The sequence below is a fragment of the Streptomyces sp. NPDC107500 genome, from assembly GCF_055582785.1.
Window position 1 is genome coordinate 1,161,178 of sequence record NZ_JBVJPF010000002.1, and the last position, 22,782, is coordinate 1,183,959.

Here is a 22,782-nt window from a genome sequence, read left to right on the forward strand (position 1 = left end):
CTAGAGAAGAGGCGACGTGACTACTGTTCTGACTTCCGCAAGCCCGCTGACGGCCGCCGATCGCTGCGACCGCTGCGGCGCCCAGGCATACCTGCGCGTCGTCCTGCTGAGCGGCGGAGAACTGCTCTTCTGCGCCCACCACGGGCGCAAGTTCGAGCCGGAACTCAAGAAGATCGCCGCTGAGATACAGGACGAGACGGAGCGGCTCACGGCCGTTCCGGCTTCTTCCCCCGAGGAAGAGCGCTGACACTACGCGCCCGACGACGAGCCGAATCGGCGCTAGGCCGATGAACGGGCGGCCGCCTCCGGAATCCGGAGGCGGCCGCCCGTGCTCGTGCTCCAAGGGCCCTCAGCGGCCGTCAGGCGCCTCGCGCCGTCGCTCGGCGGCGGTCACGGTGGGCTTGTCCCAGCCGAGCGTCCGCAGCATCGAGGAGACGCGCGTGTACACCCCGGGGCTGCCCGGGCGCCCGCAGCCGCTCCCCCAGGACACCAGGCCGATGAGCCTGCCCTGGCCGACCAGCGGCCCCCCGCTGTCCCCCTGGCAGGCGTCCCGCCCGCCGGCGTCCTCGCCCGCGCAGAGCATGCCGCTCGCGAGGTAGCGCCCCTCGTCGCTCCCCGGGTACGCCCGCTGACAGCTCGCGTCGGGGAGTACGCGCACGCGTGCCGCCCGCAGGCCGTTCGCGTAGTCCCCGGCCCCCGAGGCGTCCCCCCAGCCGTACACGAGCGCTCCCGTGTCCGGCGCGTAGGCCGGGTCGCCCTCGGCCGCCATCCCTATGACCGAGCCCGCGGGCACGGCTTCGGAGAGGGTGAGTACCGCGAAGTCGCCGGCGTTGCTGGCGTCGTCGTGCCCCGGGTTGACCCAGACGGCGCGGACCCGGATCTCCTGGCCCTTGTCCGACTGCAGGTCCGTCCGGCCGGCGATGACCTTCAGGTCGTCCACCTCCTCCGGCGGCGAGCCGAGCACTTCCTCCCCCAGGCAGTGGGCGGCCGTGAGCACGGTGGTCGGGCCGACGGCCACTCCCCCGCAGAACTGTCCCGCCCGCGCACCTCCGAACCGGTCACGGCTGGACAGGGCGACGGTCCACGGGCTGTCGGAGGCTTCGACCGGAAAGCCCCCGACGACGATGCTGTCGGCGGACGCGGGGGCGGCTGATCCCAGCGGTATCGCGGTCGCCGCGGCCGCCAGGACCAGCGGCCGGGCCAGTGCCCGGGCAAAGAGGCGACGCATGCAGGCTCCTCACTCCTAGGTGGTCGTGGGACACCCAGAGTGATCCAGTACGCCCGGACACGCACCCGCTGATCAACGCGAAGGCCCGGTTCCGCTGTGCCGGAACCGGGCCTTGTCGCTCGTACGACGAGTCCTAGTCGAGGTAGTCGCGCAGCACCTGGGAGCGCGACGGGTGACGCAGCTTCGACATGGTCTTGGACTCGATCTGGCGGATGCGCTCGCGCGTGACGCCGTACACCTTGCCGATCTCGTCGAGGGTCTTCGGCTGACCGTCGGTGAGACCGAAGCGCATGGAGACGACGCCCGCCTCGCGCTCGGACAGGGTGTCGAGAACGGAGTGCAGCTGCTCCTGCAGGAGGGTGAAGCTGACCGCGTCGGCCGGGACGACCGCCTCGGAGTCCTCGATGAGGTCACCGAACTCGCTGTCGCCGTCCTCGCCCAGCGGGGTGTGCAGCGAGATGGGCTCGCGGCCGTACTTCTGGACCTCGATGACCTTCTCCGGGGTCATGTCGAGTTCCTTCGCCAGCTCCTCCGGGGTGGGCTCGCGGCCCAGGTCCTGGAGCATCTGGCGCTGCACACGGGCCAGCTTGTTGATGACCTCGACCATGTGCACCGGGATACGGATGGTGCGGGCCTGGTCGGCCATCGCGCGGGTGATCGCCTGGCGGATCCACCAGGTGGCGTACGTGGAGAACTTGTAGCCCTTGGTGTAGTCGAACTTCTCCACCGCGCGGATCAGACCGAGGTTGCCCTCCTGGATGAGGTCCAGGAAGAGCATGCCGCGGCCGGTGTAGCGCTTGGCCAGGGAGACCACCAGGCGGAGGTTGGCCTCCAGGAGGTGGTTCTTGGCGCGGCGCCCGTCCTCGGCGATGATCTCCAGCTCGCGCTTGAGCTTGGGCGCGAGCTTGTCGGAGTTGGCGAGCTTGTCCTCGGCGAACAGGCCGGCCTCGATGCGCTTGGCGAGCTCGACCTCCTGCTCGGCGTTGAGCAGGGGGACCTTGCCGATCTGCTTCAGGTAGTCCTTGACCGGGTCGGCGGTGGCACCGGCCGCGGCGACCTGCTGGGCCGGGGCGTCGTCCTCGTCGTCGTCGGACAGCACGAAGCCCGCGTTCTCGGTGCCCTCGGGCTCCTCCGTCGCGGCCTTCGGCTCCTCGATCGCCTCGTCCTCGGGAAGCTCGCCGTCTTCCTTCTTGGCGGTCGCCTTCTTGGCCGCGGTCTTCTTGGCGGTCGTCTTCTTGACCGCCGCCTTCTTGGCGGTGGTCTTCTTGGCCGCCGCCTTCTTGGCGGGCGCCTCCGCCTCTTCGTCGACGCCGGGCTCGGGGGCGGGCGCCGTCGGGGTGGCGGGAGCGGCGGCCTTCCTGCCGGGCACCGCCTTCGCCGCGACCGCCTTCGTGGCGGTGCGCTTGGCGGGGCTCTTCGCTGCGACGCTCTTTCGGGTGCGCTTGGGCTCTGCGGCACTGACCATCAGCGTCACACCCTCTTCCTCGAGGATCTGGTTGAGGCTGCGCAGTACGTTCTTCCACTGAGTGGCCGGAATCTGGTCAGCTTCGAAGGCCCGACGCACGTCGTCGCCGGCGATCTGCCCCTCAGCCTTTCCCCGCTCAATGAGCGCCATGACAGAGACGGACTCGGCGATCTCCGGCGGGAGCGTACGGGATGTGCTGGCCGACACGAACAACCTCTCGGAACGTTGGAAAACGGCTTCCGGCCCCGTCCACGGCGGACTGGAGCCGACCACCGGCTTGGGGATGGGCCGACGGTACGGGCGGCGCCGGGGGAGATGCACAGCGCCGTGAACGGCGCCCGTATTCCCTCCTCGGCTGTCACCTCTTAGGTCATCGTGTTGTTCCCAGGAGCGTTACGCCCAATCCGCGTGGCCCGAGTCACACCCCGTAAGCAATCAAAATCGGTCATACACGGATAAATAAGGCCATCAACTCACACGATTCGACCGAGCGAGGAGGCTCAGCCTCTCATCACACGGTCGGACCCCGTGGCGTCCCGGAGGACTCCACGGGGTCCGACGGTGGCGGCGCTCGTCCGGTCACTGCCACAGGAGGGGTTTGGCGTGCCCGGACCGCGCCGTTCCGGCGGGACGCGGTCAGTGCTCGCGGGGGGCGGGCACCACGCGTTCCACCTCGGGGTGGACGGTCAGAAGCTGGCGCATGGCGGTCTCGGCCGCCGCGCCGTCGCCCGCGGCGAGGGCGTCGACGATCCTGCCGTGCTGGGCCAGGGAGACGTCGTTCGGCCGGTCACAGCCCGTGACCGGACCGCCGGAGACGTGGAGGGCGGCGGAGACGATGCCCGAGAGGTGGTCCAGCATGCGGTTCCCGGCGACCTGGATGAGCAGCGTGTGGAACTCGGCGTCGGCGCGCGAGAAGGTCAGCGCGTCACCCTGTCCCATGGCGTGGCCCATGATCCCGACCATGTCCGACAGACGCTGCTGAACGTCCTCGCGCCCGTGCCCGGCGGCCAGGCGCGCGGCGAGCGGCTCGATCGTCCAGCGCAGCTCGCTCAGCTCGCGGCGCTGGTCGTCGCGCTGCGGCCCGAAGGCGCGCCATTCGATGATGTCGGGGTCGAGGAGGTTCCAGTCGCTCACGGGGCGCACGCGCGTCCCCACGTTCGGGCGCGCACTGACCAGGCCCTTGGCCTCCAGCACCCGGAGGGACTCCCGGACCACGGTGCGGGACACCTCGAAACGCTGGCCGATCTCCTCGGGCACCAGCGGGCGGTCGGCACCGAGGTCACCCGAAACGATCATCTGGCCAAGCTGCTGGACGAGTTGCCCGTGCAGTCCGCGGCCCCGGTTGCCCGCGGTGCGCCGGCCCACGCGCCCCAGCTCGGGTTCCACTCCTTCCCAGGAGGGCGTCCCGACGCGGTCGACGGCGGGCGTCTCCGCGTAGGGGTAGCGGTCGAGTTCGCCCGGGTTCGCGAGGCCGGAGTCGGCGGAGCGGGCGGCGGTCATCATGGTGTGCGCAAGGGTACTCACGCATCCTTTGTCGGCGCCGTTCCCAACTCCCTTGAGGTCTTTGGTGAAAAGCACACGAAAGGGTGATCGCTCACCCCGTCGCAATTGACGCCTTATCGGAAAGAAATGGGCTTTCCCCGGGGACTTGCGCGCAGGGTCGGACCGGAAGAGCGCGACGACCCTCACCGGACCCTGCTGCGCAGGGTCGTGAGCAGGAAGGCGCAGAGCAGAGCGGTCAGCGACAACGTCATTGCCCCGCCGACCGGTTGAACGACGACACGCAGCACCTCTGCCACGTAGCGCTCGCCCCCGAACGGCCATTGCGTCAGGAGGACCTCGCGCACGCGCAACGGAAGTCCGGCCGCGGTCCGTACGTCCGGACCCTCCCAGACCTTCTGTACGAGCGGCACGACGACGACCGGAACGGCGACCACCGCGGCGAGTCCGGCGGTGGCGGAACGGAAGAGACCCGCGGCGAGCACCCCCGCCCAGGCGCACCCGACGACGAGCCCGGCCCAACCGGCCCCCAGCACGGACCAGTCTGCGGGAATTCGCGCGAGTTCTCGCCCGTAGAACAGATGAAGCACCTCGGCGTTGCAGCCGGCCGTCAGGGCGGCCAGCACGAGTGCGACGCCGGCGGACACGAGCAGTTTCGCGGTCAGCAGCCCCAGCCTGCGCGGCACGGTGCCGCGGTCCGCCGCCAGGGCGGGGTGGCGGAACTCGTCACCGAAGGCGAGCGCCCCGAGCAGCCCCGCACCGAGCGCCGCGGGCGGCAGGGGCAGTTCCCGCGGCCACGCCGCCAGGAGCCGCGCCTGGGGGGTGTGGCCGACCCGCGCGAGGACGACGGCCATGACGGCGGACACGACGAGGACCACGGCGCCGACGACGAACCCGGTGCTGATGCCGACCGCGCGCCGGATCTCGTAGCGGAGCGGACGGAGCGGACTGGGGGCGGAGCGCACGGAGATGGGCGGCGGAAGGACGGAGGCCGCGCCGGGGGTGAGGGCGGCGTTCGTGCGCCGGGTGTGCCGGGGTCGGTCGGTGGGGCCGGGGATCGCGGGGGTCGTGGGAGCCGCGGAGGCCGCGGGAGCTTCGACGGCGGTGGACTCGGCGGCTTCGGGGCGCCAGCCCCCTGCGGGGGGCGTCCGGTCGTCGCTGGTGGAGGATGCCTGGTCGCCACTGGTGACGGTGGGGTGGTCGTCCGGGGGCGGCTGTGGGGCGTCGGCGCGGGGAGAGCCGGAGGCGGTGGCCGAGGCCGACGAGGCATCCGTCGGCGGCAGCGCGGTCAGTGGCGGGTCGACCGCCGGTGACTCTGACGCTTGCGGTTCGGTCGCCGGTGACACTGACGCTTGCGGTTCGGTCGCCGCTGTATCTGGCGCATGTGGTTCGGTCGCAGGTCGATCGGTCGCCGCGGGATCAGTCCCCGGCAGCTCGGCCTCCAAGGGTCCGGTCGCCGCGGGATCCGTCGCCGAGGAACCGACCGCCGCAGAATCGACCGCCGACGGCTCGGGCGCCGGTGGAAGGGTGGCGGCGGTCGGGCGCGGTGGGCCCGTGGGTGAAGGCCGGGTGACGGTCGGCCTGCGCGGGGCCGGTGCCCGTTCGCCGTCCGCCGCCCGGTGACGCGCCGGGGGTACGACCGCGCCGGCACCGGCATCCGCACAGACATCGCTGCTGTCGCCGGCTCCACAACCGTCACCAGTTCCGGTACCGGCCCCGGCACCTGCGCCCGGGCCCATGTCGCCCACCTCGTCAGCGAGTTGATGTACGAGGATCCCGTGCCGGAAGGCGGTCTCGCCGATGTCCGCGCATGTGCTGCCGTACACCGCGAGCCGGTTGCCGCCCTCGCGCACGACCTCGACCGAACGGCGTGCCGAGCGGGCCTCTTGGGCCAGCAGGGCGCCGAGGCGCGCGGCGTGCGGGCTGCGGACCGCGACGCGTGGGCGCAGCCGGGTGCGGGAGAAGTCCGCCGCCTCCTGGTCGGCGACCACTCTGCCCTGTTCCAGCGTGACGACGTGGTCGGCGGTACGCGCGGCCTCCTTGGGGTCCGCGGTGCTGAACAGGACGGTGCCGCCCTGGACTGCGTGCGCGCGCAGGGCGCCGTGCAGCCAGCGGGCCTCGCGCACGGAAAGCGCGCCCGCCGGGTCGTCGAACACCAGGGTGTGCGGGTCGGGGACCAGCGCGCAGGCCAGTCCGAGGCGGCGGTCCATGCCCCGGGACAGGGTGCCGAGGCGTTCGTCGCGCAGGCTCACGAGTCCGACCGACTCCATGACTTCGTCCGCCCGCTGGACCGGGACGCCCGCCGCCGCGCACAGCATGCGGAGGTGCCCGCGGACGGTGCGGGCCGGATGGCCTGGAACGTCTCCGAGCAGTACGCCGACCTCGCGCGAGGGGTGGGCGATGCGGTGCAGGGGGCGGCCTCTGAAGTAGGTGAGCCCGCGACCGTGTTGCAGTTCGAGCATCAGTCTGAGTGCTGTCGTCTTGCCGGCGCCCGGCGCTCCGAGCAGGGCGGTGACGCGGCCCGCGCGCACTTCGAAGGAGACGTCGTCGACGGCGGGCGGAAGCTCCTTGCGGGGGTTGCTGGTCAGTCCGAAGGCCTGGATCACCCGCAGCAAGATAGCGTGCCAATTCCGGTTTTTCGGGCACCGCAGGGCCTATCGGGGGCGAGGAACCCTCAGACTTCGGGACGCAGCATCGGGGGGTTGAGGAGCGTGGCGCCGCCCGCCCGGAAGAGTTGGGCGGGGCGGCCGCCCTGGCGGGTGGTCGTGCCGCCGGTGGGGACGAGGAATCCGGGCGTGCCCGTCACCTTGCGGTGGAAGTTGCGCGGGTCGAGGGCCACGCTCCACACCGCCTCGTAGACACGGCGCAGCTCGCCCACGGTGAACTCGGGCGGGCAGAACGCGGTCGCCAGCGAGGAGTACTCGATCTTGGAGCGGGCCCGCTCCACGCCGTCCGCCAGGATCTGGGCGTGGTCGAAGGCGAGCGGCGCCAGAGGTTCGCCCGCGCGGCCGTAGCCGCTCTGTTCCAGCAGTTCCTCGACCGGCGCCCAGCGTGCGTTGCTGGCGTCACCACCCGCGCGCGGTGCGGGCAGGTCCGGGGCGAGCGCGAGGTGGGCGACACTGACCACGCGCATCCGGGGGTCGCGCTCGGGGTCGCCGTACGTGGCGAGCTGCTCCAGGTGGGCACCGTTGTCCTGGGTGGGCGCGGCAGGGTCGTGGACGCACAGCCCCGTCTCCTCGGCCAGCTCGCGCGCCGCCGCCTGCGCCAGATCCTCGTCCTCCCGTACGAAGCCTCCGGGGAGGGCCCAGCGGCCCTGGAACGGCGGCTCCCCCCTGCGCACCGCCAGCGCGCACAGGGAGTGACGGCGCACGGTCAGCACGACCAGGTCCACAGTGACGGCGAAGGGCGGAAAGGCTGACGGGTCGTAGGGCATGCGGCGATCATAGTCGTCTGCCTGACGATAAACACTCCCTTCCCGGACCGCTTCGCACGCTGATCCACATCAGTCCGACGGGCACCTCACCATCTCCTCCCGATCCCCGGGCGGGGCTCCGTCATGCCAGGTCGGACTCGACTTGCGACCTCCGCTCCGTCATCACTCGCCGCCTCCTTCGGCCGGTGTCCCTGGGGTACGCGCACACGTCCGTCCGGTCCGTCCGGCTCCAGAGCGTTCAGCCCTCGACGGGCTGCCGGGGCGCCCGTTCTCCGGCCTCGGTTCGCGGTTCTGCGGCTTCGCACGGCGCCGGGTGCCGTCGGCCGAGGTGAGGGAACGCGCGCGGCGCCGACGGCCGGACGGCGGCCGCGGAGCGGGGGAAGGCTCACCCGGCCCGCGGGACCCGGTCGTGCTCGTCCGCTCGCCCTCGTCGGGGCTGGGGACTTCCGCGCCGCCACCGCCCTCGCGTTCCGCGCCGCCACCCCCCTCGCGTTCCGCGCGCAGGCAGCGGCGGATCGACTCGGGGTCCAGGCCCTCGTTGCACGCCTGGTGCAGGAGCCGGGCGAAGAGGTAGTCGGAATCGGCGCCGAGTGCCATGGCCAGCGCCTCGCGTGCCTCCAGTTCGTCACCGGTGGACCAGGCGACCCAGCCCGCGAGGGTGAGCGGCGCGGCCGCGTGTTCCCCGTACGGTCCGACGCAGCGACGGGCGAGGGCCCGCCAGAGGCGTAGCGCGGGTGCTGCCTCGTCGCCCTCCATCCACCCGGCCGCGCGGTCGCGGGTGGTGCGGTCCTGGAGGCCGAGGATCAGGGCCGCCGCCTCGCCGTGCCCGAGCAGGTGGTCGTCGCGCAGATCCTCGGCCGGCATTCCGGACACCGGCGGGGCGCCGGCGAGTCGTCGCATGACCCGCTCCGCCGTCTCCAGCGTCTCCCGGGCCACCTCGGAGCGGCCGTCGGGGTCGAGGATCCGCGCGACCAGGGTGGTGGCGGCGGAGTCCAGGGCGGCGGTCTGCTCGTCCGCCACCGCGGTCTCCCCCGGCAGCAGCCTGGCGCGCAGGTCGCTCAGCGAGCCGCGCACCTGAATACCGGCGTAGGTGGCCGCCGCGGCCAGTACCGAGGTCCCCGGCAGCCCCATGGGCAGGCCCTCGGCCGGGCAGCATGCCTCGTCGTCGCAGCAGTACGACCAGAAGCGCCCGGCCGAGATGCACAGCGCCTCGACCACGGGCACGTCGAGCGTGCCGCACTCGACGCGCAGCCGCTGGGCGAGTGGTCGCAGCCGCTCCATCACGTCTCGGCCGGTCTCGCCCGGCGCCGGCTCCTGGCAGAGGTAGGCGACCATCTGCTCGGGGCGGACGCCGCGGCGTTCGCTGCCGGTGATCAGGCCGTGGACCAACTGTCCGGCCGCGCACGCCCAGTCGTCCGGACTCGCGGGGATGCCGAGCCGCGCCCGTCCGCCGAAGCGTCCGCGTCCCTCCCTGTCACGCAGGGCGGCCAGGACGATGCTGTCCTCCGGGCGGTAGCCGAGGAGATAGGGCAGGGCGTCGGCCAGTTCGGCGGGCGTGCGCAGAGTGACCTGGTGCTCGTCACCGGGGCCCGCGTACGAGGTCGGGGCCTTTCGGCTCGGCTGCTCGGGGCGCGGGATGTCACCGCTGTCGGAGGGGCCGGTCGTTTCGCTGTGGTTCGTCATGGCCCGACGATCTCGCGGATCGAGACCTTCCGCTTTGCCCTGTGGATAACTTCAATCAGGGACACGTCATCCTCGGACGCCGAGCCGGCCTCGGCGCCGTCCTCCCGTCCACAGCTCGCCCGCTTGTCGGTCCCGTCCTGTTGTATGGAACGCATGGAGCACACGAACAACGCGGATCTGCGGACAGCGGCCGACGCGGTCCTCGCCCGTCTCGTCGGGGACGCCTCCGGCGGCGCCCGGCTGCGGGAGGACCAGTGGCGGGCGATCGAGGCGCTGGTCGCCGAGCGACGCCGGGCCCTGGTGGTCCAGCGCACGGGGTGGGGCAAGTCCGCGGTGTACTTCGTGGCGACCGCTCTGCTCCGTGACCGGGGCGCCGGGCCCACGGTGATCGTCTCCCCACTGCTCGCGCTGATGCGCAACCAGGTCGAGGCCGCGGCCCGGGCCGGCATCCGCGCCCGGACCATCAACTCCTCCAACACCGAGGAGTGGGACACGGTCCAGGACGAGATCGCGGCGGGCGAGGTCGACGTGCTGCTGGTGAGTCCCGAGCGGCTCAACAACCCGGACTTCCGCGACCAGGTACTGCCCAAGCTCTCCGCCGCGACCGGACTGCTCGTGGTGGACGAGGCCCACTGCATCTCCGACTGGGGCCACGACTTCCGCCCCGACTACCGGCGGCTGCGCACCATGCTCACCGACCTCCCGCCCGGTGTCCCCGTCCTGGCGACCACGGCCACGGCCAACGCGCGGGTGACCGCCGACGTGGCGGAGCAGCTCGGCACGGGGGGCACGTCCGACGCCCTGGTGCTGCGCGGCCCGCTGGACCGGGAGAGCCTGAGTCTGGGGGTGCTGCGACTGTCCGACGCCGCGCACCGGATGGCCTGGCTCGCCGACCACCTCGACCGGCTCCCGGGCTCCGGCATCATCTACACGCTCACCGTGGCCGCCGCCGAGGAGGTCACGGCCTTCCTGCGGCAGCGCGGCCACACCGTCGCCTCCTACACCGGCAAGACCGAGAACGCGGACCGGCAACAGGCCGAGGACGACCTGCTCGCCAACCGGGTCAAGGCGCTGGTGGCCACCTCTGCGCTCGGCATGGGCTTCGACAAGCCCGACCTGGGTTTCGTGGTGCACCTGGGTTCGCCGTCCTCCCCCATCGCGTACTACCAGCAGGTCGGCCGCGCGGGGCGCGGTGTCGAGCACGCCGAGGTGCTCCTGCTGCCGGGGAAGGAGGACGAGGCGATCTGGCAGTACTTCGCCTCGCTGGCCTTCCCGTCGGAGGACCTGGTGCGCCGCACGCTCGACGTCCTCGCGCACGCGGAGCGTCCGCTGTCGCTGCCCGCGTTGGAGCCGCTGGTGGAGCTGCGCCGTTCCCGCCTGGAGACCATGCTGAAGGTCCTCGACGTGGACGGGGCGGTCAAGCGGGTCAAGGGGGGCTGGATCGCGACCGGACAGCCCTGGACGTACGACGCGGACCGCTACGACTGGGTCGCACGCCAGCGCAAGGCCGAGCAGCAGTCGATGCGCGACTACGCCGCGACGACCGAGTGCCGGATGGAGTTCCTGCAAAGGCAGTTGGACGACGAGGGCGCGAAGCCCTGCGGCCAGTGCGACAACTGCGCGGGGCCGCGTTTCACCGCCGACACCTCCTCCGACTCCCTCGACGCCGCGCGGGTCGACCTGGGGCGGGCCGGTGTCGAGGTGGAGCCGCGCCGTATGTGGCCGACGGGGCTTCCGGCGATCGGCGTCGATCTCAAGGGCAGGATTCCGGCGGCGGAGCAGGCGGCGCCGGGCAGGGCGCTGGGCCGGCTGTCCGACATCGGCTGGGGCAACCGGCTGCGGCCGATGCTTGCGGCCCAGGCGCCGGACGGTCCGGTGCCGGACGATGTCGCCCAGGCCGTCGTGACGGTGCTGGCCGACTGGGCGAAGGGGCCAGGCGGCTGGGCCTCGGGCGCGGACGACGCCCAGCCACGGCCCGGCGGCGTGGTGACCGTCTCCTCACGCACGCGGCCTCAGCTGATCCACTCCCTCGGTACCCGCATCGCCGAGATCGGCAGGCTGCCGCTGCTCGGTTCGGTCGAGTACACGGGTGAGGCGCACGGCGGCTCCCGCAGCAACAGCGCGCAGCGGCTCAAGGCGCTGGACGGTGCGCTGACGGTGCCGCCCGCCCTCGCCACGACCCTCAGCGGGCTGGACGGCCCGGTTCTCCTCGTGGACGACTGCACCGAGACCGGCTGGACCCTCGCGGTGGCCGCCCGGCTGCTCCGCCGCGCCGGCGCCCAAGGGGTGCTGCCGCTCGTCCTGGCGGTGCAGGGGTGATCGCGCGCGCCGCACGCCTGCCGCGTCCCAGGCGTCACCCCGCGGCACTCCGGGTAGGGATATAGAACGCGCATCAGCAGATAACGGTCGTCGGTCCCAATTGCTCGTTGCCGCATCCAAGTTCGACAGGAAGAATTGAAGTCCGCTCCCCGCACGGCCCGGCCGTGATCCGGCAGGGCTTCACTGCGGTGCGCGCTCCCCGAATCCGACCCCTGCCCGCAGTGTGGGCGCGTAGCCGAAGGGAGGAACGTGACCTTCGGATTCGCTCCGTCCTCCGCCGCCTCGTTTTCCTCGTCCGCCGCTTCCGCCACTCGCCTGCTCGAACCGGCGGAGTGGGCCGCCGCCGGAATCCCGCTGCTGCGCAATCCGCGGGAGGTCGTCAGCGGCCTCCACTCGCGGCACCGTCCCAGGCCGGCGACCGCGATCGTGGCCGTACTCGATCCGGACGAACGGCTGCGCGCCAGCGCCTCGTTCACCAGTCGCCGGGCACCGGCGGACGGCTGGATGTTCCGCAACGCGCTGCTCTCGCAGTTGCGCCGGGTCATCCCGCACGATCTGCGGCGCCGCACACCGGTGCGCACCGCCGTGCTGCTCTACTGCCGTGACGGCGACGCGCGTTGGACGGAGGAGGACGGCGCGTGGATGTGGGGGCTGCGGGACGCCTGCACACTGCACGGGCTGCGCTGCGGCGCGTACATCACGCTGACCCGGGACGGGTGGCAGGTCCTCGGCGAGGGCCGCGGCGGGCGCCGGCCCAACGCCGCGTCGGCGCCGGAGCCCTTCGCCACGTCGGAGACGCCTCCCCCGCCACCCCGCACCGGCGGTGTCGCCTCGGAGGTACTGCGCCGCGCGGCGGCTCGCTGAGCGCGACGGACACACCACGGTGCTCCGGCGGGGGCGCGGCCCCACCGCGGTGACACCACCGCGGTGCGCCGAGCAGGCACACCACGGCGGTCCACACCGAGACAACCCTGGTCGACCCAGGGCCGGAAGCACAGGCGCACGCCGCAGCGACCGCCGTGCCAGTACCCCTGACCCACGTCCGCCGCACGCGGCGGAGACGGCTCAGACGCCCGCGCCCAGCACCGAGTTGATCCGCTGCGGGTCCCCGCAGACGATCAGCAGGGCACCGGCCCGGGTGTGGGCCACGCCGAGGGCGCGGGCGGCAGCCGCTTCGGGGCCGCCGTTGACCGCGACCACGACCACGGCCCGCGTGGCCGCACGCTCCGCGACGGCGGCGTCCGCGTAGAAGACGTCGTCGCCCGCGTCGTGCTGCGCCCAGTAGGCGGCGTCGCCGAAGGACAGTTCGTGGGCGGCCCACGGGTGCGGTTCGCCGGTGGTGAGCACCAGCACGTCACCGGGGGTACGGCCCGAGTCCAGCAGCAGGTCCACGGCCTCTTCGGCGGCGTCGAGCGCGCCGTCGGGGGTGGCCGGGATCAGCTGGATCTGCGGAGCCGCGACGGTGGCCGCGTTCGCCACCGGAGCGGCTTGGGCGGCGGCCGGGGCTGCCGGACCCGGGGGTCCGGGCTTGGTGGTGGTCGTGTCGCGTGGCGCGCGTTGCGCCGGCGCGGTCGGCCGCACCGGGCCGGGACGACCGGGGCGCGGCGGGGCCGCGGGACGGGGGCCGGGTACGGGGCGAGGGGTCGACGCGGTGCGGCCGCTGGCCGGAGTGGCGCGGGGACCCTGGGCCTTCTCGTGAATCTGAGGCTCCTCGGGAATGAGAGGCATGAGCTGATATTTATCAAACGTTGGTGCGGCTCGCGTCGGCGGGTGGCACATGCCTGCGAGCGGGACCGTCAGAAATCGAATCCGAGCTGACCCTCGATTTCCGGAACGCTTCCCTCCACCCAACTGCGGACCTTCTTGAGGTGCCGCCACTGGGGCAGCGCATCAAGATACGCCCACGACAACCGGTGGTACGGGGTGGGCCCCCGCTCCTCCAGTGCGGCCCGGTGCACGGGTGACGGATACCCGGCGTTGTCCGCGAAGGCGAAGTCTGCATGGTCGATGCCCAGTTCGGCCATCATTTTGTCGCGCTGGACCTTGGCCAGGACCGAAGCCGCGGCGACGGCCACACAGGACTGGTCACCCTTGATCACCGTACGGACCCGCCAAGGCGCCCCGAGATAGTCGTGCTTGCCGTCGAGGATGACGGCGTCGGGGCGGACCGGCAGGGTCTCCAGGGCGCGTACCGCCGCCAGTCGCAGCGCGGCGGTCATCCCCATGGCGTCGATCTCCTCGGGAGAGGCGTGCCCCAGGGCGTAGGAGGTGACCCAGGTCCGCAACTCGACGGCGAGTTCGGTGCGTCGCTTGATGGTGAGCAGCTTGGAGTCGGTGAGGCCGGCCGGGGGCCGGCGCAGTCCGGTGATCGCGGCGCAGACGGTCACGGGACCGGCCCACGCACCGCGCCCCACCTCGTCGACACCGGCAATGACCTTCGCTCCGGTCGTGGCGCGAAGGGAGCGCTCGACGGTGTGAGTGGGTGGTTCGTACGGCATGGCGCACCTAGCGTACGCCGCTGGGAACCCGCGGCGACACCCCGGTTCCCCAAACGGGCCCGGGGCCCTCCACGGCGAGGATCAGGCACTGTCGGGCCGCAGCAGCGGGACCATCAACTGGTCGATCATTTCCTCCAGCTCCAGGTCCGGCCATTCACTTGCACAAATCTTGGAGCGGTACATCATCATCGCCGGGATGGCGTCGAAGACGTATCCGTTGGCCGCGTCGCGCCTGACCTCTCCCCGCTCTATTCCACGGTTGATGACCTCGCGGAGCATCTCGAGCGTCGGCTCGACCACGCCCTTGAAGATCACCGTGTGGAAGCGCTCGGCCTGCACGCTGTCGCATTCGTGAATGACCGAGCGAAGGGCGAACCCCGGCCGGGAGTACATCGCGTCGCGCGCCCTGCGGCACAGCGCCAGCAGGTCCTCGCGCACACTCCCGAGGTCGGGCACCGTGTCGAAGCGCGGCAGCCCGGACCGCAGCGCGTCGGCGACGAGGTCCTCCTTGGACGGCCAGCGCCGGTAGACCGCCGCCTTGCCGGTCTGGGCGCCGGCGGCGACGCCCTCCATCGTGAGGCCGTTCCAGCCGACGGTGCCGAGTTGCTCCAGCGCGGCGTCGAGGATCGCGCGTTCGAGGACGGCTCCACGCCGACGCGAGGACGTCTGGGCGGAGGCGGCCGCCCAGTTCGAAGCAACCATGTCGGGGGTCTCCAGTAAGCGGGTGCAGCGGGTTTCGGGGGCGGGGGAAGCGCCGCGCGGCCACAAGGGGGACGGGACACACGACGACGACACAAGTGAACGGTTGCGTTCACTGTCTGGGGTTCACTAACGTTGGCGCAACAGTGAACGCGGGCGTTCACTAAGTGATTCGTGGGGGACACACAGTGACAACCTCATCTCTGATCCGAGACCAGAAGCCGGGAGCGGCCCGCCGGGAGGGGCATCCCGGCATCGCGCTCACCGTCATCGCGGCCTGCCAGCTCATGGTGGTACTCGACGCGACGATTGTGAACATCGCACTCCCGCACATTCAAGACGCGCTCAAGTTCAGCACAACCGACCTCACCTGGGTCGTCAGCGCCTACACGCTCACCTTCGGCGGCCTGCTCCTGCTCGGTGGCCGAGCCGGTGACATCCTCGGCAGGCGCCGGGTCTTCATGACCGGCATCCTGCTGTTCACCTTCGCCTCGCTGCTCGGCGGCTTCGCCCAGGAACCCTGGCAGCTGCTGGCGGCGCGCGTCCTGCAAGGTGTGGGAGGCGCGATCGCCTCGCCCACGTCGCTCGCCCTCATAACCACCACCTTCCCCGAGGGCCCGGAACGCAACCGGGCCTTCGGCGTCTTCGCGGCCGTGTCCGCGGGTGGTGGCGCCATCGGTCTGCTGGCCGGCGGCATGCTCACCGAGTGGCTGGACTGGCGCTGGGTGCTCTTCGTCAACGTGCCGATCGGCGTGCTGATCGCGGTGCTCACCCCGATGTACATCAGCGAGTCCGAGCGGCACTCCGGCCGCTTCGACATCGCCGGGGCGGTGACCTCGACGGCGGGTATGGCCTCCCTCGTCTACGGCTTCATCCGCGCGGCGGACGACGGCTGGCGGGACAGCCTGACCATCGGTTCCTTCGTGGCGGCCGTGGTGCTGCTGCTGTCCTTCGCGTTCATCGAGTCGCGGGCCAAGGAGCCGATCACCCCGCTGCGGATGTTCGCCGACCGCAACCGCTCGGGCACGTACGTGATCATGCTCAGTCTGGCCGCTGCGATGTTCGGCATGTTCTTCTACATCGTGCTGTTCGTCCAGAACGTGCTGGGCTACACCCCCATCGAGGCGGGTCTGGCCTTCCTGCCGGTCACGGTGGTGATCGCGCTCGGCGCGGGGATCTCGCAGCGCTTCCTGCCGGTCCTCGGGCCCAAGCCGTTCATGATCGTGGGCTCGGCGCTCGCCGCGGTGGGACTCGGCTGGCAGGCCCTCATCAGCTCCGACAGCTCCTATGTCGGCGGCGTGCTGGGGCCGATGCTGATCTTCGGCTTCGGCATGGGCCTGAACTTCGTGACGCTGACGCTGACCGCGGTCTCCGGGGTCGCCCAGCACGAGGCGGGCGCGGCCTCCGGTCTGCTCAACGCCATGCAGCAGGTGGGCGGATCGATCGGCCTGGCCATCCTGACCACGGTCTTCGGCACGGCGAGCAGGGACGAGGCGGAGAAGCAGGTGCCGGACTTCCTCGCCAACGGTTCGCCGGAGCAGAAGGCCGAGTTCGCCCAGACGCAGCAGCTGCCGGCGCCGTGGGGGCACGACATCCTGGCACAGGGCATCTCGGCGGCCTTCATCCCGGCCGCGGCGATGGCCGTACTCGCCCTGGCCACGGCATGGCTGGTGATCCGGGTCCGCAAGAGCGACCTGGAGGCCCTGTCCGGCTCGGCGGGCCCGGGGGTCGGCTGACCGCGTGGTCGCGCGGGGGCGGGCATCGGGCGGCGGCAGGACCGCCTCCCGGCGCCCGCCCCGCCGTCGGCGTCCGGCGGTCGGCAGCGCGAGCACGTCCATGTCCCACCCCCTCGTGACTCTCCCGGCCCCGTCCGGGGTCCGGACCGCGCACAGCGGATGTCCGGACAACGCGCGAGCCGTCACGGAGAGTTCCCCTCACACACGGAGAGTTCCCTCCGTGCGTGACGAGTCGACTAGGGCCGCGCCGCCATCCACTCGGGCAGCGCCTCGACCCGTCCCGCCCACTCGGCCGGGGGCGCGCCCGCCTCGCCGGCCGCGATCACTCCGCCCACGATCGCGCAGGTCGTGTCCACGTCCCCGCCGACCTGGGCGGTCGTCCAGAAGGCCGTCTCGTAGTCGCCGAGGGCGCGGGCGGCGGACCAGAGGGCGAAGGGCACCGTGTCGTGCGCGGTCGTACGCCTGCCGCAGCCGAGGACCGCCGCGACCGTGGCCGCGTCGCCGTAGTCCAGCATGTCCCGGGCGCGCCGGAGTCCGGCGCCCACCGCGCTCTTCGGCACCAGGGCGATCACCCCGTCGAGGAGCGCGTGCGCCTTGGGCGGTCCGGCCGGGTCCGCGGCGAGTGCGGCGGCCGCGGCGACCGCCATGGCGCCGACCACAGCCTCGCGGTGCTGATGCGTGGGGTAGGCGGAGATCTCGGCCTGGTGGGTCGCCTGTTCCGGGTCGTCCGCGTACCAGGCGCCCAGCGGGGCGATGCGCATCGCGGCGCCGTTGCCCCACGAGCCCTGGCCGTTGAACAGGGCGGCGGCCAGCTCGCGCCAGTCGCCGCCCTCGCGGACCAGCCGCAGCAGTCGGTTGACCGCGGGGCCGTACCCGCGGTCGAAGTCGTGGTGCCGGGCGAAGGAGAGGGCCAGTGCGTCCTGGTCGACGCGCTGGTGGGTGGCGAGGACGGAGACCACGGAGCAGGCCATCTCCGTGTCGTCCGTCCACTGCCAGACGCCGGGCGGCAGCTCGCGGCGCTTCAGCAGCGGATAGTTCGCGGGCACGAAGAACTGGGAGCCCAGCGCGTCGCCCACCGACAGTCCGCGCAGGCTGGACAGGGCCCGGTCCAGGCGCCCGTCAGGAGATGAATGAGCGGTCATCGCCCTGCCACTCTATCCGGTGATCCCGTACGGTTCCGGATCTCGCCAGCGTTCGAAGGGCCGGTCAAGGGTGTACTTGCCGTCCTCACCGAGAACGAGCATCCGCATCTCGGCGTTCCCGGGGTTCGACAGGGACTCGAACTCCGCGACCGTCCAGTGGAACCACCGCATGCAGAACAGCCTCATGGCCAGTCCGTGGGTCACCAGCAGCACGTTCGGCGGATGGTCGGGGTCCTCGAAGCTGCGGAAGAGGCTCTCCAGGAAGCCGCCGACCCGGTCGTACACGTCGGCGCCGGACTCCCCCTGGGCGAAGCGGTAGAAGAAGTGGCCGTAGGCGTCGCGGTAGGCCTTCTGCAGGCGTACGTCGTCGCGGTCCTGCCAGTTGCCCCAGTCCTGCTCGCGCAGCCGGGGCTCCTCCCGTATCCGTATCAGCCCGGGGTCCAGGTGGAAGGCGCGGAGCGTCTCGTGGGTCCGGCGGTACGGGGAGACGTACACGCTGACCCGCTCGCGGCCGAAGACGTCGCGCAGCTCCTTGCCGGTCTCCTCCGCCTGCACCCGGCCCCGGTCGGTGAGGGCCAGCGCGTGGTCGGGTTCGCGCTCGTACACGGTGTCATCGACGTTTCCGGTCGATTCGCCGTGCCGGACAAGAACGATGCGCCGTGGTCGTGCCATGCCAGCACCCTAGATCGAGTCGGCCGGAACCAAGCACTCGTACGGGCGCCGTACGGCGTACGTCACACAGTTTCCACACGCCGGCGGCGGGACGGCGGGTCCGGATCTCAGATCGTCCAGGTGGGTTCCATCTGGACGACGTCCCCGGTCAGCGCCGCGATGTCGGCCTCCGTCTGAGCGCGCAGGGCGAGACGTTCGACGCGCTCGGTGCGGTACTTGCCGTGCTCGGCCGCCGACCGCCACATGGACAGCACGAGGTACTCGTGGCCCGGGGCCTCGCCGAACAGGCCGCGGATCATGCCGGGCGAGCCGGCCATCGCGGGGTTCCAGACCTTCTCCTGCATGAGGACGTAGTGCTCGGCCCGCTCCTCGTGGACCCGGCAGAGCGCCACCCGCAGCAGGTCGGCGTCGGTGAAGCGCGGTTCGAAGCCCGTCTTCACGTCGAAGCGGTAGTCGAAGAGCCTGACGCGGGCGTCCTTGAAGGTGCCCACCTGGGCGGAGGCCAGCCGGTCGTGGGAACGGGCCATGAAGGAGTCGTAGAAGGCACGGCTCTCCCAGAACGCGAAGACGTGCGCCACGTCCGGATGCCGTCGGCTGAAGCCACCCCCCTGTCCCCGAAATCCCGGCTCCCCCGGAAGCCCCGCCCACTTCCGCTGCCCCCGCTCGAAACCGCGGCGGTCCACCACGGTGCAGCGAATCCACTTGACCAGCACCGCGCCATGGTAAGGCCAGAGAACGTGGCACCGGTCACGCTCCGGCGGACCGCTCGCCCCATCTGCGTCGCTGTGCGTGGCAGGATGGACAACCGGCCGTCAACGTCCGGCAGTTCAGGTCGCCGGGCAGGGCGGGGGACCTGGGAAGGGGAAGTCTGTGAACGGCCTCAGCAAGGGGACCGGCAAGGTCGAGATCGCGCTGCGGTGGGATCCGAGTCCGGCGGGAGAGCCACCCGCCGACCTGGACCTCGTCGCCGGGACGTACGCGGCGGACGATCCGTACGGCGAGCCCTCGTACATCGTGCACTTCGACAGCCGCTCCCCCGACGGCACCATCTATCTCAACCGGGACAGCAAGGACGGCAAGGGCTTCGGCTTCGACGAGGTCATGACGATCGAACTGGAGCGGCTCGACGCCCGGTACGCGCGCGTGGTGGTGGGCGTCGCCATACAGCAGCGCGCCGAGGACCGGACCTTCGCCGACGTGACCAACCCTGGTCTGCGCATCCGCGAGGGCTACACGGACCTGGCCACGGACGACTTCACCGGCGTCCTCGGCGCCACCGCGGCGACGGTCGCGGAGTTCGTCCGGGACGAGACCGGGGCGTGGGAGTTCCGGGACGGGGTGCACGGCTTCGAGGAGGATCCGGCGACGTTCACCCGCACCATGGGTGCGGCGCGCCGTTCCTGACCCCACAGACGCGAGTAAGGGGCGTCCGCCGTGGCGGACGCCCCTTACTCAACCGTGATCAGGCTTCAGTGATCAGCTGCAACCGCTGGTCGAGCCGCAGCCCTCGCAGATGTAGCAGGAACCGGCCCGCTGCATCTTCGTACCGCAGGAGAAGCAGAGCGGGGCGTCCGCCTGGATGCCCAGCTGCATCTCCACCAGCTCGGCGCTGGTGTGCGCCTGCTGCGGGACGGGCTTGACCGCCTCGACCTCGGTCTTCGGCGTGGCGACGGCCTTCAGCTCCTGGGCGCGCGGCGCGGACTGCGCCAGGCCCTCGACGTCGACCTCGTCGTCCGAGGGCTCGTACGAACCCGTCTCCAGGTGGCGCTGACGCTCCTCGGCGGAGTGGATGCCAAGGGCGGAGCGCGTCTCGAAGGGCAGGAAGTCCAGCGCCAGGCGGCGGAAGATGTAGTCGACGATCGACTGCGCCATCCGCACGTCCGGGTCGTCGGTCATGCCGGCCGGCTCGAAGCGCATGTTGGTGAACTTCGAGACGTACGTCTCCAGCGGCACTCCGTACTGGAGGCCGACCGAGACCGCGATGGAGAAGGCGTCCATCATGCCCGCGAGGGTCGAGCCCTGCTTGGACATCTTCAGGAAGACCTCGCCCAGGCCGTCGTCCGGGTAGGAGTTGGCCGTCATGTAGCCCTCGGCGCCGCCGACCGTGAAGGAGGTGGTGATGCCGGGACGACCCTTCGGCAGACGCTTGCGGACCGGGCGGTACTCGATGACCTTCTCGACGGTCGCGCGGATGGCCGCCTCGGTCGTCTCGGTGACGGCGTCGGCCTCGGTCTTCTCCTTCTCCTTGGTCTTGGCGGAGAGGGGCTGACCGACCTTGCAGTTGTCGCGGTAGATGGCGAGCGCCTTGACGCCCATCTTCCAGGCCTCGAAGTAGACCTCCTCGACGTCCTCGACGGTCGCCGACTCCGGCAGGTTCACCGTCTTGGAGAGCGCGCCGGAGATCCACGGCTGGATGGCGGCCATCATGCGGACGTGGCCCATCGCGGAGATGGAGCGCTCGCCCATCGCGCAGTCGAACACCTCGTAGTGCTCGTGGGCGAGACCGGGGGCGTCGATCACGTTGCCGTTGTCGGCGATGTGGGCGACGATCGCCTCGATCTGCTCCTCCTGGTAGCCCAGGCGACGCAGGGCCTGCGGCACGGTGCCGTTGACGATCTGCATCGAGCCGCCGCCGACCAGCTTCTTGAACTTGACCAGCGCGAGGTCGGGCTCCAGGCCGGTGGTGTCGCAGGACATCGCCAGGCCGATGGTACCGGTCGGGGCGATGACGGACGCCTGGGAGTTACGGAAACCGTTCTTCTCGCCGAGGCGCAGCACGTCCTGCCAGGCCTCGGTGGCGGCGGCCCAGACCGGCGTGTCCAGGTCGTCCGTGCGGACGGCCTTGGCGTTCTCGTCGGAGTGCTGCTTCATGACCCGCAGGTGCGGCGCGGCGTTGCGGGCGTAGCCGTCGTACGGGCCGACGACCGCGGCCAGCTCGGCGGAGCGCCGGTACGACGTGCCGGTCATCAGGGAGGTGATGGCGCCGGCCAGGGCGCGGCCGCCGTCGGAGTCGTACGCGTGGCCGGTCGCCATCAGCAGGGCGCCGAGGTTGGCGTAGCCGATGCCGAGCTGGCGGAAGGCGCGGGTGTTCTCGCCGATCTTCTGGGTCGGGAAGTCCGCGAAGCAGATGGAGATGTCCATCGCCGTGATGACCAGCTCGACGACCTTGGCGAAGCGCTCGGCGTCGAAGGACTGGTTGCCCTTGCCGTCGTCCTTCAGGAACTTCATCAGGTTCAGCGAGGCGAGGTTGCAGGACGTGTTGTCCAGGTGCATGTACTCGCTGCACGGGTTCGAGCCGTTGATGCGGCCGGACTCCGGGCAGGTGTGCCAGGCGTTGATGGTGTCGTCGTACTGGATGCCGGGGTCGGCACACGCCCAGGCGGCCTCGGCCATCTTGCGGAAGAGCGCCTTGGCGTCGACCTCCTCGATGACCTCGCCGGTCATGCGGGACGTCAGGCCGAACTTGCCGCCGTCCTGCACGGCCTTCATGAACGTGTCGTTCACGCGGACCGAGTTGTTGGCGTTCTGGTACTGGACGGACGTGATGTCGTCGCCGCCCAGGTCCATGTCGAAGCCCGCGTCGCGCAGGGCGCGGATCTTCTCCTCTTCCTTCACCTTGGTCTGGATGAAGTCCTCGATGTCGGGGTGGTCGACGTCGAGGATGACCATCTTCGCGGCGCGGCGGGTGGCACCGCCGGACTTGATGGTGCCGGCGGAGGCGTCGGCGCCGCGCATGAAGGAGACCGGCCCGGAGGCGTTGCCGCCGGAGGAGAGCAGCTCCTTGGAGGAGCGGATCCGGGAGAGGTTCAGGCCGGCGCCCGAGCCGCCCTTGAAGATCATGCCCTCTTCCTTGTACCAGTCGAGGATCGACTCCATGGAGTCGTCGACGGACAGGATGAAGCAGGCGGAGACCTGCTGCGGCTGGGGCGTGCCCACGTTGAACCAGACGGGGCTGTTGAAGCTGAAGATCTGGTGCAGGAGGGCGTAGGCCAGCTCGTGCTCGAAGATCTCGGCGTCGGCGGGCGAGGCGAAGTACTTGTTGTCCTCGCCGGCCTTCCGGTACGTCTTCACGATGCGGTCGATGAGCTGCCTCAGGCTCACCTCGCGCTGCGGGGTGCCCACGGCACCCCGGAAGTACTTGCTGGTGACGATGTTGACCGCGTTCACCGACCAGAACTCGGGGAACTCGACGCCACGCTGCTCGAAGTTGACCGAGCCGTCGCGCCAGTTGGTCATGACGACGTCACGACGCTCCCAGGCCACCTCGTCGTAGGGGTGGACTCCGGGAGTGGTGTGGACGCGCTCGACGCGGAGTCCCTTGCCCGCCTTGGTGCCCTTGGCGCGGGTACTCCGTGCCGGACCGCTCGCCGTCTCTGTCATGCCGCCTCCCTGTACGGGCGAAAACGC

18 protein-coding genes are annotated in these 22,782 nt (G+C 71.3%); 5 read left to right on the top strand and 13 right to left on the bottom strand.

The features are described from left to right. The first annotated feature begins 16 nt into the window (after positions 1 to 16). Positions 17 to 247 carry a DUF7455 domain-containing protein gene (locus ACZ67M_RS11215; RefSeq protein ID WP_122618489.1) on the top strand — a complete coding sequence of 77 codons (231 nt, stop codon included), beginning with the start codon at positions 17 to 19 and terminating at the stop codon, positions 245 to 247. 102 nt (positions 248 to 349) lie between these two features. Here ACZ67M_RS11215 and ACZ67M_RS11220 read toward each other — a convergent pair whose 3' ends face one another. The 6 genes from ACZ67M_RS11220 to ACZ67M_RS11245 all read right to left on the bottom strand — a co-directional run bounded on the left by ACZ67M_RS11220 (position 350) and on the right by ACZ67M_RS11245 (position 9,309). After that, complete coding sequence (locus ACZ67M_RS11220) at positions 350 to 1,228, bottom strand: S1 family peptidase (RefSeq protein WP_392101296.1); 879 nt, start codon at positions 1,226 to 1,228, stop codon at positions 350 to 352. Between the two features lie 133 nt (positions 1,229 to 1,361). Further along, positions 1,362 to 2,900, bottom strand: coding sequence for an RNA polymerase sigma factor (locus ACZ67M_RS11225; protein ID WP_385798940.1), 1,539 nt, complete (start codon positions 2,898 to 2,900; stop codon positions 1,362 to 1,364). 429 nt (positions 2,901 to 3,329) lie between these two features. Next, entirely contained in the window at positions 3,330 to 4,217 is an 888-nt protein-coding gene (gene whiH, locus ACZ67M_RS11230) for a sporulation transcriptional regulator WhiH (protein WP_361365746.1), read from the bottom strand. 161 nt (positions 4,218 to 4,378) lie between these two features. Further along, entirely contained in the window at positions 4,379 to 6,799 is a 2,421-nt protein-coding gene (locus ACZ67M_RS11235; protein WP_469850628.1) for an ABC transporter ATP-binding protein, read from the bottom strand. Positions 6,800 to 6,867: 68 nt separating this feature from the next. After that, a complete protein-coding gene (locus ACZ67M_RS11240; RefSeq protein ID WP_161328819.1) occupies positions 6,868 to 7,626 on the bottom strand; it encodes an NUDIX hydrolase in 759 nt (252 codons plus the stop codon). Between the two features lie 162 nt (positions 7,627 to 7,788). Beyond that, positions 7,789 to 9,309, bottom strand: coding sequence for a DUF4192 domain-containing protein (locus ACZ67M_RS11245; RefSeq protein ID WP_469850630.1), 1,521 nt, complete (start codon positions 9,307 to 9,309; stop codon positions 7,789 to 7,791). Between the two features lie 153 nt (positions 9,310 to 9,462). On the opposite strand from ACZ67M_RS11245, the gene ACZ67M_RS11250 reads away from it, so the two are divergent. Both ACZ67M_RS11250 and ACZ67M_RS11255 read left to right on the top strand, forming a co-directional pair. Next, positions 9,463 to 11,628 carry a RecQ family ATP-dependent DNA helicase gene (locus ACZ67M_RS11250; protein WP_469850631.1) on the top strand — a complete coding sequence of 722 codons (2,166 nt, stop codon included), beginning with the start codon at positions 9,463 to 9,465 and terminating at the stop codon, positions 11,626 to 11,628. Positions 11,629 to 11,877: 249 nt separating this feature from the next. Continuing rightward, complete coding sequence (locus ACZ67M_RS11255; protein WP_382809587.1) at positions 11,878 to 12,492, top strand: hypothetical protein; 615 nt, start codon at positions 11,878 to 11,880, stop codon at positions 12,490 to 12,492. Between the two features lie 201 nt (positions 12,493 to 12,693). Here the strand turns inward: ACZ67M_RS11255 and ACZ67M_RS11260 are convergent, their stop codons facing one another. From ACZ67M_RS11260 to ACZ67M_RS11270, 3 genes are all read right to left on the bottom strand, one after another. Continuing rightward, a complete protein-coding gene (locus tag ACZ67M_RS11260) occupies positions 12,694 to 13,356 on the bottom strand; it encodes a hypothetical protein (protein ID WP_385798948.1) in 663 nt (220 codons plus the stop codon). Between the two features lie 68 nt (positions 13,357 to 13,424). Further along, on the bottom strand, positions 13,425 to 14,126 hold the full coding sequence (locus ACZ67M_RS11265; RefSeq protein WP_355834168.1) for a ribonuclease HII: 702 nt from the start codon (positions 14,124 to 14,126) through the stop codon (positions 13,425 to 13,427). 81 nt (positions 14,127 to 14,207) lie between these two features. Continuing rightward, positions 14,208 to 14,828 (bottom strand): TetR/AcrR family transcriptional regulator, encoded by a 621-nt coding sequence (locus ACZ67M_RS11270; protein WP_361365766.1) that lies wholly within the window; start codon positions 14,826 to 14,828, stop codon positions 14,208 to 14,210. Between the two features lie 185 nt (positions 14,829 to 15,013). On the opposite strand from ACZ67M_RS11270, the gene ACZ67M_RS11275 reads away from it, so the two are divergent. Beyond that, complete coding sequence (locus tag ACZ67M_RS11275) at positions 15,014 to 16,561, top strand: MFS transporter (RefSeq protein ID WP_469850634.1); 1,548 nt, start codon at positions 15,014 to 15,016, stop codon at positions 16,559 to 16,561. Positions 16,562 to 16,797: 236 nt separating this feature from the next. Here ACZ67M_RS11275 and ACZ67M_RS11280 read toward each other — a convergent pair whose 3' ends face one another. From ACZ67M_RS11280 to ACZ67M_RS11290, 3 genes are all read right to left on the bottom strand, one after another. Next, positions 16,798 to 17,703, bottom strand: coding sequence for an ADP-ribosylglycohydrolase family protein (locus ACZ67M_RS11280; protein ID WP_469850635.1), 906 nt, complete (start codon positions 17,701 to 17,703; stop codon positions 16,798 to 16,800). Positions 17,704 to 17,715: 12 nt separating this feature from the next. Next, on the bottom strand, positions 17,716 to 18,375 hold the full coding sequence (locus tag ACZ67M_RS11285; RefSeq protein WP_125494885.1) for a histidine phosphatase family protein: 660 nt from the start codon (positions 18,373 to 18,375) through the stop codon (positions 17,716 to 17,718). A gap of 107 nt (positions 18,376 to 18,482) precedes the next feature. Continuing rightward, positions 18,483 to 19,088 carry a YdbC family protein gene (locus ACZ67M_RS11290; RefSeq protein WP_392012702.1) on the bottom strand — a complete coding sequence of 202 codons (606 nt, stop codon included), beginning with the start codon at positions 19,086 to 19,088 and terminating at the stop codon, positions 18,483 to 18,485. Between the two features lie 157 nt (positions 19,089 to 19,245). On the opposite strand from ACZ67M_RS11290, the gene ACZ67M_RS11295 reads away from it, so the two are divergent. Further along, positions 19,246 to 19,779, top strand: a complete 534-nt coding sequence (locus tag ACZ67M_RS11295; RefSeq protein ID WP_469850638.1) for a TerD family protein — start codon at positions 19,246 to 19,248, stop codon at positions 19,777 to 19,779. 72 nt (positions 19,780 to 19,851) lie between these two features. Here the strand turns inward: ACZ67M_RS11295 and ACZ67M_RS11300 are convergent, their stop codons facing one another. Beyond that, a complete protein-coding gene (locus tag ACZ67M_RS11300; RefSeq protein WP_469850640.1) occupies positions 19,852 to 22,755 on the bottom strand; it encodes a vitamin B12-dependent ribonucleotide reductase in 2,904 nt (967 codons plus the stop codon). Positions 22,756 to 22,782 lie beyond the last annotated feature (27 nt).